A 13,734-nucleotide genomic window follows, 5' to 3' on the forward strand; every position below is an offset into this window, starting at 1 on the left:
GGCTCTTTCTGGGGTTTTAAGGAGTATGCGCCTGGAGTAAGCGTTTCGGAAGTACGAGGTGGATGATGGGTGGTTGGAAACGGGCTATGGTGGTAGAATTGTTAAGATGTGCGCCCGACGATCCGTTGCGCATCTATTCGACTGATTCCCTGTACGGTCCTTGCTGTACTCTCAATGCTTGGGCAAAATCACAGCGTCGAACAACAGTGAACTGAAATGTTACGAAATGGATGACCAAACATGGGCGACATCGCAATACGAGTAGAAGGGCTCAGCAAGCAATACCGTATCGGGAAAAAAGAACGGTATCAAACCCTGCGGGATACGTTGACTTCGGCGATAACCCTTCCGTTCAGCAAAGTGGGAAGGTTATTGAAAGGGGGAGGAGAGGCTGGTGAATCGACTGAGACGATCTGGGCGTTGAAGGACATTTCCTTTGACATAAAGCAGGGTGAAGTCATCGGTATTGTCGGCGGCAACGGTGCCGGCAAAAGCACCCTCTTGAAGATACTTTCGCGGATCACCGAGCCGACGAACGGATTCGCTGAAATTCACGGACGCGTGGCCTCCCTATTGGAGGTGGGAACCGGATTTCATCCGGAGTTGACGGGGCGGGAGAATATCTATCTCAATGGAACGATCCTCGGCATGAGGCGGGCGGAAATCGAGAGAAAGTTCGATGAAATCGTCGACTTCTCAGAGATTGAGAAATTCATCGATACCCCTGTGAAACACTACTCGAGCGGCATGTATCTGAAACTGGCGTTTGCCGTCGCAGCGCATTTGGAGCCCGAAATTCTGTTGGTCGATGAGGTGCTTGCGGTGGGAGATGTAAGGTTTCAAAAGAAATGTCTCGGCAAAATGGAAGGGGTGGCCAAAGAGGGGCGGACGGTCATTTTCGTCAGTCACAACATGGGCGCGATTACCCAGCTTTGTGGAAGAGGCGTACAACTGGAAAATGGACGGTTGAAGCGAATCGGTTCTTCCGTTGAAGTGGTGACCGAGTATTTGGCTTCAGCGCTCGGATCGGAAGTCAAATCGGACTGGTCAAGCACATCCATGAAGCCCAATCTACCCGTCCAATTGCGATCCGCACGGTTGTTGTCGGTCGATCAGCAATCTCCATCCGTCGTGACCTTTAACGATCCGCTTCTGATCGAGGTTGCATATGATGTGAGGGTTCCCATAGGAAACCTTGCCGTGACGTTTCACCTGTTTGACTCGATGAATCATTTAGTATTTGAGTCGATGGAAACCGACTTGCCCGAATGGCAGGATTGTGAGAGAGAGCCAGGTCGGTATCATGCCACCGCTAAGATTCCTCCATGTCTCCTCCGGCCCGGCCGGTATTCAGTATCATGTGTCGCATTCATTGAGGACGTAAAGGTCTTCGAGCGCCAGGAAGCAATATTGAGGTTCGATGTGTCGGAGATGGGGTATCCCTTGAATCCCCACCGCTTGGGCATTGTTTCTCCAGTGCTTGAATGGAAAGTGATTCGCTCAAACAAAACCGATCAAGTTTCGTGAAGGTCTTCCGAGAACCTATTTCAACATTGAATCGCGATACACAATCAGCGACTGTTCACGCAAGCCTCGGGGTAATGAAGCGCGGGGGAGTCCGCAGAATTCCCGACGTTGTCCGACGGTGCTATCCTAAACAGAGTGATGTTGGGCTAAGCGCTGGTCTCACGAGAAGTATGAAGAGAAAGGCAGTATGAAGGTTCTCCATCTTACAGAGGGACTTGTGGATGGTGATGGGGGCACGATTTCGCTGAACCGGCTGCATTGCGGCTTGAAAGATGCCGGGGTCCAATCTCAAGTCTTGTGCACGGCCAAATGGCCGATTGGGGCGCCTGATGACATCATAAAATTGCAGGCTCCACGAATAGGGGCAAGGGCAACGCAGTATCTGAAGAATATTTCGCGAAAGGTCGGGCTGGAAGGTGCGCTCGATCCGACTCATCGGGAAATTCTCACGAATAGAGCGTTCTTGGATGCGGACGTTCTCACGATGCATAACATCTACGGGTCTTGTTCATATCTCGCCATTCCGGCGATCACTCAAAGTAAGCCGACCGTTTTCGTACTCCGTGACATGATGAGCTTCACCGGACACTGCTTTCATAGTTTGGATTGTGAACGATGGAAGACAGGTTGTGGAAATTGTCCCTATCCAAATACCTTTCCTGCAATTACTGTCGATAATACACACTTGGCATGGAAACTCAAGAACTGGTCTTTCAGCCGTTCTCGTCTTGCAATCGTGGCACAAAGCACTTGGATGGTTGCCATGGCGAAACAGAGCATGCTCAGCCGGTTTCCTATCCATCACATCCCCAACGGAATCGATACGGAGACGTATAAACCTCGTGACCAGGAACTTTGTCGTTCGGTGCTGAACATACCAAAAGGGAAAAAAGTGCTGATGTTCATGGTGACGCATCTCACGAGCCGTTTGAAGGGGGGGGATCTCTTCATCAAGGCCGTCCAAGGTTTGCCAGAATCCCTGAAGGCCGAAACGGTAATTTTGCTTCTGGGGCGGCAAGGGGAAAAGCTTGCCAACTCACTCGGAATGCAAGCCGTTTATTTGGGGTATGTCGGGAGTGATTTGCTGAAGGTGATGTGTTATTCAGCCGCGGACTGCTTTGTCTCGCCGACTCGAGCCGAGTCGTTTCCCAATGTCTTGTTGGAGAGTATTGCCTGTGGAACACCGGTGGTGTCTCAAAGGGTCGGTGGTGTACCCGATCTTGCCCGTCATAAGGTGACGGGGTTATTGTCGAATCCGGAGGATGTAGAGGGATTTCGAGATCATATCGTTGAACTGCTTGAGAATGAAACCTTGCGTAGTGAGATGCGTCAACACTGTCGAAGGATTGCCTTGGAAGAATATTCCGTCAATCGTCAAGCGCAGCGGTATATCGGGTTGTATCAACAGGTACTGAACGGCTCCGCGGAAGTGAAGTCATAGGTTGAGAACGGTGAGCCGAGAATTCACCACAGCTCATCTCCCTCGGCCTGCTGCTCAAAGGGCGACCATGGTGGCGAGCACGCGTGCTGCTGTTCCGAGCGTACTGGAAGACTCGATCGTCGTGGTCGCTCATCCGGATGACGAGGTGTTGTGGTTCAGTTCCATCCTGGACAAAGTGAATGATGTGGTGGTCTGCTTTCTGGAGGCCAAGCGGTATCCTTGGTGGAGTGTCGGAAGGCGGAAAAGTTTGGAGGAATATCCGATAAAACATATATCCTGCCTGAATATCGATCAGTCGGATGTGTTCGAGAGCGCGGATTGGCAGAATCCGGTGGCCACTGAGTATGGAATCGAGATCGTAGACCAGAGTATCCCCGGTAGAGATGAGCAGTACAAAAAGAACTATGAAGAGCTGAGACGGCAACTGGAGAAACGATTGAGCGGGTATCGCAATGTGTATACCCATAACCCTTGGGGCGAATATGGGCACGAAGAACACGTACAGGTGTATCGTGCCGTCAAAAGTTTGCAAGGTGAGCTTGGATTCAACTTATGGTATTCCAATTATGTCAGCAATAAGTCGTTCAAGTTGATGTCGAGCCATCTCGATCGGTTCCATTTCGAATATGTCGCCTTCAAAACGAATAAATCCCTGGCACACGAGATCAAACACATTTACATAAAGAATAAGTGTTGGACCTGGTACGGAGACTGGGAATGGTTCAAGAAAGAATTGTTCATACGGGAGGTGTCTCATGGGAAAGAGAACAATCGAGGTCACGCCTTCCCGACGAACTTCATTAAGATGAACCCCTCCTCTTCCTACAACCCGCCGATCAAGCGAACCATGGTGGAATGGATGAAGGAAACCCTGGGGAAATTCGGCGTGTCCATAACGAGGCCTCGGTTCAGAAAAGTCGTATCGCTTCAGCCGGAAAACTCTTCCAAAGGAGACGTGCTCCTCTCCTGGCTCGTTGACCCGTTTTTGCTGAAGCCGGGTGAGCCGATGCCCAATTCTCATACCCAATACTGGGATTGCTTTCAGATCGCACGGACATTTTTGGATCTGGGATATTCCGTTGATGTGATCGATTCTCGCAATAAGACGTTTGATCCAACGAAAAACTATTCTGTTTTCATCGGGCACCGTATCAATTTTGATCGGATTGCCGAGCTGCTCAAACGCGACTGTGTCAAAATCGCACATCTGGATACGGCGCAATGGGTCTTTAATAACCATGCGACCTACCTGCGCAAAATCGAACTCCAACAAAGAAGAGGGGTAACGATAAGGCAAGGCCATCGAATCATTGAGCACAATCTTGCGATTGAAAACGCGGATTATGGTGTGACATATGGAAACCGGTTTACTCTTGATACCTACCGGTATGCGAATAAACCGATTTTCAGGGTTCCGATATCGACATGCGCTCTCTTCCCGTGGCCGGAGGACAAGAATTACGACGCTTGTCGATATCATTTCCTATGGTTCGGCAGCGAGGGCTTGGTGCATAAGGGATTGGACTTGGTGCTGGAAGCGTTCGCTGAAATGCCGGATTGCCATCTGTACGTCTGTGGACCGCTGCAGCAAGAACAGGACTTTGTGAAGGCCTACTATAAAGAGTTGTATCAAACTCCGAATATTCACGCGTTCAGATGGGTCGATGTGAATGGTCCTGAGTTTGCCGAGATCGCCAACAAGTGCCTGGGACTTGTCTATCCGTCTTGTTCTGAAGCCGGCGGAGGAAGTGTGATTACGTGCATGCATGCTGGGATGATTCCGATTGTAAGCTACGAAGCGAGCGTTGACGTGGATGATTTCGGTGTTGTTCTCAAAGATCATTCCGTCGAGACGATCAAGAATACCGTGCGAATGATTGCCGGCCTTCCTGCCGAACAACTGCAGCGCATGGCCCGAAAAGCCTGGGAGTTTGCGAGGGCACATCATACGAGAGAGAACTTCTCGGAAGAGTATAAGAACATTGTCCTGGACATCATGAACAAAAAGAAGAGCGGGGAAGGCAGTGTTCAATAGATGATGAGGCGATGCCCGAACTTCTATAACCATGAGAAACCGTATCGAGTGCTTCATGGGTCCACGATCGGGCGAGTGTGCTTTGACGACCTGCCGCTGCAGCGCACTACTGCGTAGTGCTGAACACCGCGAGTGCTCCTAAGGAGTGGACCACGCTCGTGCCGGCAAGCGGGGGCACCTCTTTCGTGTAAGGGAAGTTTTGAGTTATTGGGAAGGAATCATTCGCAATGCCTGGAATGTTTGGGGTTTTAAATCTAAACCCTACCAATCAAATGCCGGATGATTGGGCCACTGATGTTCTAAGGACCATGGCGAACGATCTAAGCCATGGGGCTAAGAACGTTGTGAGCACGTGTATCGGTAGGTCTTATGGGGTTGCAATTGGACGAATCTCTCTTTCTTCGAGCGTGAATTGTCCCTGGCCTGATACTACCCGAGAATCGCAAATGCATCCTAAGCTGTTTACACACGGTGTTTTGTTCGGAAGCTTTACAGATATCGTTTCCGAAGCACAGCAGAAAGATATTTTTGCAAAGCCTGAGGTCTTTTTACGGGATCTGTCGGGATTCTACAGCCTGGTTATGTATAGTAAAGAAAGAGAAACTGTTATTATTGCGGTGGACCGAAGAGCTTCTGAGCCGATTTTTTATCTGCAAAAGAAGGATCTGATTTTTTTTGCCCCAGAGGTCAAAGCACTGCTTTCTGCTTCGTCTCATTCGATCGAGCTCAGCACTGAAGCCGTTCCAATGTTTTTGTCTTGTGGGCACTTATTGGGAGAACAAACATTAGTTTCTTCCGTTAGGCGCTTATCTGGAGGCGCCTATCTTAGGATCCAGAATGGAAAATTATCCCAGGGATCTTACTGGTCTTTCCTCCCAGGTTCCCAAAGCCAAAATGCAACTGAAGATAGCCTAAAAGAGGAACTTAAAGACCTATTGAAACAGTCCGTAACGAAAAATATTGGAGATGCATGCACAACAGCTATTTTGTTGAGCGGGGGTGTGGATTCACGTGGGATTCTTGCAAGTGCGCTGGCTGTGATGGAGGGGCATGAACACGATTTGCACACCGTCAGCTGGGGGCTGGATGAAACGGTGACCGGATCGGACCCCAATATCGCAAGAACAATCTCCGACAAATTTAACTTGCATCATACCTTCTTCCCACGGTTGACCGCACAGTATAAGGATTTCTTTGAAGAGACCAATTACATTGTTGATGGATTGTCGGACATTGCAGCTTTTCATCCGTATGAATTGACCATCATGAAGAAAATCAGTGAATGTGGGTATGATCGGGTGCTTCGAGGGGATGAAATTTTTGGATGGCACGAAAGGGTCTATACATATTCTCAGGCAGAAACTGAGGTGGGGCTCCGCTCGTTGGGAATGCTTCCTTTTTATTCAGAAGTAATTCAACCGAAATTTTATTCATTATGGTCTGCCGCCAGTGATGCGATTATGGTCGATATACGGTCTTCCATTCAAGGAATGGAACCCAATGATGCAAAAGACCACCTGTACTTTACGCACCGACTCCAGGGCTATCTCCATACCTCTGCGTATTACAAACAAGTTTATTTGGATCATAGGAATGTTTTGTTGGAAGACTCGATCCTTGAGTTTCTCGCTCGGGTGCCTCCGCAATATCGAATCGACAAAGGGCTATTTCGCAAAGCGGTGTATGAGTTGAATCCATTGCTATCAGGTATTCCAATTGCCAATCGAACGGGATATGAGAACTGGGCAAATGAATTGGTGTCATCATCCTCATTGCGTGAATACACACAAACTCAACTGAACGACACTAAGAGCGGGATTTGGGAGTATTTCAATAGACCTGCTATGGTCAAATTGTTCAATTCGCTCTCTCTCGCCACTCCATCCCTAGCTTCTCAAGAAGAAGGAAGTCTCGAATTTGTTAAGAATTGGATTGGCGGTAAGACAAAGGAGGCACTTTTTGCGTTTGCTCCTCGCCATACCACTGAGCTTCGTGCCAAACGATTGCAAAGTGCCTTACTCCCTTATCATGTGATTCTGCGTTTTCTCGTGTTCAAAAATTGGCACGATCGGTTTGTTTCGCAATGTGGAGGGCCATCCTTGCATTAATCCGGCGGGCTACCGGCGAACTCTTTGGGCAGTGGGATCGATTGCCGGTTATGTGGACCTCCTGGAGAGGAATCAAAGCTAATGTGTGTCGTTGATCCGTGTGTCTTCAGTTTTGTCCTGTGGGCCTGAAGTTCGACACCTGCTGGAAGCAGAGCCTATGAAGCCAGCATCACAGCCTTTAGTGAGTGTGCTCACGCCGGTCTACAACGGCGAGAAATATCTAGTGGAGTGCATTGAGAGTGTGCTCGCGCAAACCTATCAGAATTGGGAGTATTGTATCGTCAATAATTGCAGTACCGATCGAACGCTGGAAATCGCCGAGACATATGCTGGAAAGGATAAGCGGATCCGCATCCATAACAATTCGGAATTCGTAGGTTCTCTCCAGAACGGAAATATCGCGTTTCGGCAAATGTCATCGAACAGCAAGTATTGTAAAGTCGTCCATGCAGATGACTGGCTGTTCCCGGAATGCATCATGAAAATGGTCGAATTGGCTGAGGCTCACCCCACTGTTGCAATCGTAAGCGCCTATCGGCTTACGAATACCCGGATAATGGTGCAGGCCTTGCCATATGAGCGTACGGTGATGCCCGGTCATGAAATTTGTCGCAAGACCCTCCTGGGGCTCCCGTCTGTGTTTGGGTCCCCATCGTCGATGCTGATTCATGCCGATGAGGTGAGAAAGCGCCCAACTTTTTTCAATGTGTCCAATCCTCATTGCGATATGGAAGCCTGTCTCGATATTCTCAGAGAACGCGACTTCGGTTTTGTGCATCAAATGTTGACCTTCTCACGATCCCATACCGAATCGGAGACAGATCGTGACAGTCGTTTTGGCACCTCTCACGTTGCAAGGTTTGAACACCTGATAAAGTATGGACGGGAATACTTGAACGAGAAGGAATACGACGCACGGTTCAAGACGCGAATGGACGACTATTACAAGTTCTTGGGGTCTCGGGTATACCGCAGGAATGAGAAAGGGTTTTGGGAGTATCATCGGAATGCCCAGCGTAGACTCGGCTATTCATTGAGCATGGCTCGGATTGCCAAGGCCGTATGCGTGAGGCTGCTCAACTTGGTCCTGAATCCGCTGGACAGTTTCAAGAAAACGACGAGAAAACTGTCCCATTCTTCCGAGAACACAACGACCCAGATGAAGTGAAAGAAGTGACACATGCCGCAGCGCACTAGAGCGTTGCCGCGCATAATGTTCTGCAATCAGCAGGGACCCTTGCGGCCCGTTTGCCGGCTGTATATCAGACCGGTTACTGCTAATAACGGAGAGGGGGCCTAGGGAGAGCAGTCCACACACCACGAGGCTTCGTTTAGGGATGGAACATTTTGTCCAAACGACATGGTCTACCGCTGTTCGGGATAGGTTGCAAGGCACATGGATTCATTCTGTTTTTGACAAATTGCGCAACCTAAAGCGAGGGTTGCTACGCCGATCCGAAGGTGAGGCTATTTTGTTACGGCGGTACATTCGCGTGCATGGAAGGCCGCTCAATTTGAAGAGCCCAAGCACGTTCACTGAAAAGCTCTTTCGCAGAATGATCACCTTGAATCGGAACCCGAACCCGCATTTTACCCTGGTGTCAGACAAATATGCCGCGCGGGCATTGGTGGCGAGCAAAGTAGGTGAGCAGCATCTCGTGAAACTATTCTGGCACGGAGAGGATCCACGAGCGATTCCGTTCGATAGTTTGCCTACAGAGTACGTGGTCAAGACCAATCACGGGAGCGCACAAGTTATCGTGGTCAAAGGAGTCGCCGATCGAGCGGATATTACGGGCAAACTGTCGAACTGGTTGAAGAAGAATTTCTATTGGTCCTCGCGAGAAGCCCAATACTACGACATCAAGCCGAAGATCATGATCGAGGAATATCTGAGAAATCAGGACGGTAGCGGACCTCTCGACTACAGATTCTGGTGCTTCAATGGGGTTCCCGAAGTCATTCAGGTGGATAATCACGCACATGACATCAACCCATTCTTTGATGTCCATTGGAATCTATTGGATCTCTACTATAGAGAGGGTGTCGCTCGACCGCTCATTCCAAAACCCATCGACTTTGAGAGAATGCTCGCGGTGGCTTCGCAACTATCGGATGGGTTTGATTTCGTGCGTGTCGATTTATACAACATTGACGGGAGAATATGCTTCGGGGAGTTTACCTTGACGCCTACGTCCGGGTCGCTCACATTGCGGCCGCATAGCTGGGACATGAAGTTAGGGGAGAAATGGGCATTGAAGTCAGCCGACTGACCATTCGATTCTTCAATGTGTTACGGGATTGTACTGACCTCTTTCCGGTATCTACATGCTACTGCAAGCTCTAGCCAATCCGTCATTGCCCAAACTCGCCTGGGTCGCGGAAGTCGATCGGACGAAGGATGTCGTGACCTTGCAGCACGGTTCAGGTGTGGAAGTTCGGTCGACCTTTTTCATTGAGGGGGTGTGGAACGGTCCGTTCGAGGAGGGGGACTTCAGCGACACCGACTGTGTCTTCGGGACCGGGGGCATTCTCGGCGAAGAGTCGATTCGCTTCGTGACGAGCGCTTGCACGACAGACTACTTGTTCTATGCCGACACTCCAGGACTGGTCACAGTATCGAACTCCCTGCCGCTGCTGCTGGGGTCCATCGGGGATGCGCTCGATCCTCGATATCTGGGATACCCCGAAATCTGTGATTCGATCATGGAAGGCATCAACCGGTATCGACGAGACATTCCGACACAGCGAGGAATGGTGCGGCGTCAGATGTACCGAAACCTGGATGTCTCCAGGGAGAAGGTCTTTGAGACAGAAAAGCGAATGCCGCCTCGGTTCAGGAGTTTTAAGGAGTACCGGAGTTATCTCCAGGAGAACTATGCCCTGATCGCGGCCAATGCGAGAGATCCACAGCGAACACACCCGCTCGAAATATGGTCTACTCAATCGAAGGGCTACGACACGACCGCGGTGAATGCGATTGCACGGACCTATGGGATCGATAAAGTCTTTACCGTGACCAAAGCCAAGCAAGTCGGCGTGCTGGCCCACCAAGACGAAGGCGAGTTGCCTGACGATGATGGGGGGGAAATTTGCGAGTCACTCGGTCTGTCGTGCATCCGGCTCAATCGGCGTGCGTTTACCGAGGAATTCGATCAAGAGTACCTCTATTATTGTGGGCTCCATCACAATCAGGATGCGAATCTCAAAGATATCAGTAAGCACATCTCGAAAGTCGGTGTTCTGCTGACCGGAACGCATGGGACGATCTGGTACACAAAAACTTGCTTAGGGAAGCGAGCCCATTTAGATTCGGAACTGAGAAAATGGGATATGGGTGGCCACGGAATGGCTGAACTCCGTCTGGTGGCCGGCTTTATTCATGTCCCATTGCCGTTCATAGGAGCCAGGAGAAAAGAGGATATCGTCGAGATTACGGAGTCTTCCGAGATGAATCCGTGGCGGTTGGGAAATGCGTATGACCGGCCGATCGCGAGACGGATTGCCGAAGAAGCCGGCGTTCCCCGACACGCGTTCGGCCAATCCAAAATGGGGTCCGTGGTCCTTTTCCCTGGCCCGTCGGTCCCTTATGGCCGAGCGCTACGAATCGAGTTTTTCAATTACCTGGCGAATGAAAAGATTATGATGAGATCCGCGGCGTGGTTCTGGCCGTTGGTCCGGTGGGTCAATACCGTTCTCATGATGAAATCAAGGCGACGCTATGCGGCCGTCTACTACGTCGAACGGGTGATTGCCAAGCTGACCGGCCGGGACTTTCGTTTTAGGCAGTGGTGGCGGGAACATGAGGGTTCACTCTTTTGCTTTTGCGTGAATAGAACGGCAAGGACGTATGCGGAACATCTCCAACAATGAGCCGATGCGAGATCACGCGCCAAAGAAATACGTCATGAAGAAGCGACTTTCTTTCAGGATGGCGTACGCAAGGGTACCTTATCGTTTTCCGGTGTGTGGAAGCTAAGACCCATGGATTCCAAATCCATCCTCATGATCTCCTACTATTTCCCACCGGAGGGCAACGCCGCCGTCTATCGTTCTATGCGTTTCTTAAAAGAGCTGGTGAAGGCGCGATGGCAAGCGACAATGGTCTGTTGCCAACCGTACCAGTACGAACGATATGATCCACAGCTTCTCGACCAGGTGCCGCCGACTACTCGGGTTATTCGAATCAAGGCTCGGGATCCCTGGCGTGCGATACAGACCTGGCGCGGAGTACGGACAGAGAACAAACTTGCCAGCTCATCCGTCCAGGAAGCGCGGCAGGTGGTCGCAGGACATCACGCGCCGTGGCGGTCAAGCCTTCGCGAGTTAGTCCGCAGGGCGGAAGCGTGGGTGTACCGCCCTGATATGGCCATGCTCTGGATAAGGCCGACGACGCAGGAAACCATAGCCTTCTGCCGGCAAAGTGAACCGAGTGTCATTTGGGCTACGATCGGACCGCTCTCTGCCGGTGTGGTCGCCTATCGGACATCAGAAGCGACCGGCATCCCCTATATGCTGGACTTCAGGGATCCCTGGGGGTTGGAGTATTACGGCCGTGAAGCCAGGCGTCCGGCTTGGGCCAAGAAAGTGGACAATCGGATCATCGCCCGCATGTTCGAGCGAGCGCGGGCGGTGGTTTTCATGTTTGAGTCGGTTGCTCAGGCATACTTGCGCGCGTATCCTCAATCGTTGGAGCGAACGAAGATTCATATCATCCCGAACGGTTTCGAAGGTGAGGTTGAATCCTTTGTGCATGCGCCTGGAGAGCGTTGCCTGGTTCTGTATGCCGGCACGCTGAGTTCATATCGATACGACACACTCCTCGAAGGCATCGTCCAGTTCAAGCGCAAAGACCCTACGCGAGCCACACAGCTACGATTGTTATTCATAGGCGGAGGTCTTCGGGAATTCGCCGAACGAGTCAGAGACCTCGAGATTGAGGATGTGGTCAAAATCCTTCCACCCACCTCCAGTGCCGAAATCCGCCGTCTTCAACGAGAGGCTCATGCGCTCCTGGTGTTGGGCAGAGAGTCGGGAGTAAAGGGACATGAACTCGTTGCCGGTGCAAAACTGTTCGGCTATCTTCAGGCCGGAAGGCCAATTGTCGGAGTCCTCCCTCATGACGAAACACGCCGCATTCTCTGTGAAGTCGGGAACACGCTCATCGCAGATGCAAGCAATCCCGAAGAAGTGACCGCCGTTTTTGAAAAAGTCGTCGAGGCTTGGGCAAGCAGGACACTCGATCGATTTGTGCCGAATCGCGCAGCCTGCGAGGCTTACTCGTCCGGCCGCCAGATCTCGAATCTTATTGCCGCCCTAAATGGGGCTTCCCCTGAGAAGATAGTGACAGTGGATGCGTCTAATATGCCGCTGCGGTTGCAATCAGAGGTTGCCCCATGAAAATCGTGTATGTGAACGATATTGTCTATGGATACGCGATCGGAGATCCATCGGCGAAAGGCGGAGCGGAGCGGTATGGGTGGTATCTGACACGAGCGTTAGCGGCTCACGGCTGGTCGGTCACCGTAGGGGTTGTATCTGCCTTAGGAGAAGGAGAGGAACGAGTAATCGAAGGTGTACGATTCCTCGGCCTTAGCCGCCGCGCCCATTTTCTATTGGATTGGTACGAATTCCTGAAAAAGGAGCGGCCGGACTGGTGCTTCTGGCAATGTGCCGACCACCTCTGGGGGCCGGCAGCGGAAATTGCTCGATGGCTTGGAGTGCGAACAGCCTTTTCCGTGATGCACGACTTGGACGTGCAGCCACGGATAGCGCTCAGGCGGCGGAGAAAGAACTGGTGGCTGCTCTATAAATGGGGACTTCATCGCACCGACCTTATGTTTGTTCAACATGGCGCTCAGCGTGACTTATTGCCGGCAGTTTGGCGCGAGAGGGCATTTCTCCTTCCCGGCATTGTGCCGTTATCTGACCAAGTGATGCCTCATTCAGAACGGAATGGAACCGTGGCCTGGGTCGGCGTAATCAGGCCCATTAAACGGCCTGATCTGCTGATCGAAATCGCGCGCCGACTGCCGACGATTCGCTTCGTGGTATGCGGTGCGCCGACTCTTGGTTACTGGAATGCTAAAGAAATCGAGAATATCCTCGCACAGTTGCGATCTCTCCAGAACGTCGAATACCGGGGCCATGTCGCCCCTGACCAGACTGTGAAAATCATCGGCGGGGCCAACTTGCTGCTTTCAACATCGGATGGCGAGGGCTTCCCCAGCGTCTTCTTGGAGGCCTGGGCCTCGGGAACACCGGTGGTGAGTCTTCAGATCGATCCCGATCACAAGATTCGGAATGGTGAGCTGGGAAAGATCACTGACACTGTTGAAGGTGCCGTTGAGGCGGTGCGCTTTTTAATGGGATCCGATAAGAGCCGTCAAGATATGGGGACAAAAGCTCGGCGCCATGTCGAAGAGCTGCATAGCCCGATTGCGGCAGTTCAAGCATTTGAAAGCGCGGTTGCAAGTGTCACTGCATTGAGGGCTTCAACCTTGATGCAACAGGAGAGTCGGTGAGAGTTCTTGCCTGTGCATTCGAAAGTATCCGGATCTTGAATATTCCTCGAATTTGGACCATCTAATGGCGGTGATGCGTAATCTACAGAGTGCTCATGT

At 51.2% G+C, this 13,734-nt stretch carries 9 protein-coding genes; all 9 read left to right on the plus strand.

Annotated features, from left to right (window positions below; all coding sequences use genetic code 11):
- Positions 1 to 240: 240 nt before the first annotated feature.
- The 9 genes from H8K03_17420 (at position 241) to H8K03_17460 (ending at position 13,635) form a co-directional block, all read left to right on the plus strand.
- Entirely contained in the window at positions 241 to 1,527 is a 1,287-nt protein-coding gene (locus tag H8K03_17420; protein UVT19548.1) for an ABC transporter ATP-binding protein, read from the plus strand.
- A 187-nt stretch (positions 1,528 to 1,714) separates the two neighbouring features.
- A complete protein-coding gene (locus H8K03_17425) occupies positions 1,715 to 2,968 on the plus strand; it encodes a glycosyltransferase (protein UVT19549.1) in 1,254 nt (417 codons plus the stop codon).
- A 10-nt stretch (positions 2,969 to 2,978) separates the two neighbouring features.
- Positions 2,979 to 5,003, plus strand: a complete 2,025-nt coding sequence (locus H8K03_17430; GenBank protein ID UVT19550.1) for a glycosyltransferase — start codon at positions 2,979 to 2,981, stop codon at positions 5,001 to 5,003.
- Positions 5,004 to 5,449: 446 nt separating this feature from the next.
- Positions 5,450 to 7,111 carry a hypothetical protein gene (locus tag H8K03_17435; protein ID UVT19551.1) on the plus strand — a complete coding sequence of 554 codons (1,662 nt, stop codon included), beginning with the start codon at positions 5,450 to 5,452 and terminating at the stop codon, positions 7,109 to 7,111.
- Between the two features lie 157 nt (positions 7,112 to 7,268).
- Entirely contained in the window at positions 7,269 to 8,279 is a 1,011-nt protein-coding gene (locus tag H8K03_17440; protein ID UVT19552.1) for a glycosyltransferase family 2 protein, read from the plus strand.
- Positions 8,280 to 8,448: 169 nt separating this feature from the next.
- Entirely contained in the window at positions 8,449 to 9,384 is a 936-nt protein-coding gene (locus H8K03_17445; GenBank protein ID UVT19553.1) for a hypothetical protein, read from the plus strand.
- A gap of 55 nt (positions 9,385 to 9,439) precedes the next feature.
- Positions 9,440 to 10,984, plus strand: a complete 1,545-nt coding sequence (locus H8K03_17450) for a hypothetical protein (protein UVT19554.1) — start codon at positions 9,440 to 9,442, stop codon at positions 10,982 to 10,984.
- 111 nt (positions 10,985 to 11,095) lie between these two features.
- On the plus strand, positions 11,096 to 12,511 hold the full coding sequence (locus H8K03_17455; protein ID UVT19555.1) for a glycosyltransferase: 1,416 nt from the start codon (positions 11,096 to 11,098) through the stop codon (positions 12,509 to 12,511).
- Entirely contained in the window at positions 12,508 to 13,635 is a 1,128-nt protein-coding gene (locus H8K03_17460; protein UVT19556.1) for a glycosyltransferase family 4 protein, read from the plus strand. Before H8K03_17455 ends, H8K03_17460 begins: the two co-directional genes overlap by 4 nt.
- Positions 13,636 to 13,734 lie beyond the last annotated feature (99 nt).

This window comes from Nitrospira sp. (genome assembly GCA_024760545.1).
Taxonomy (GTDB): domain Bacteria; phylum Nitrospirota; class Nitrospiria; order Nitrospirales; family Nitrospiraceae; genus Nitrospira_D.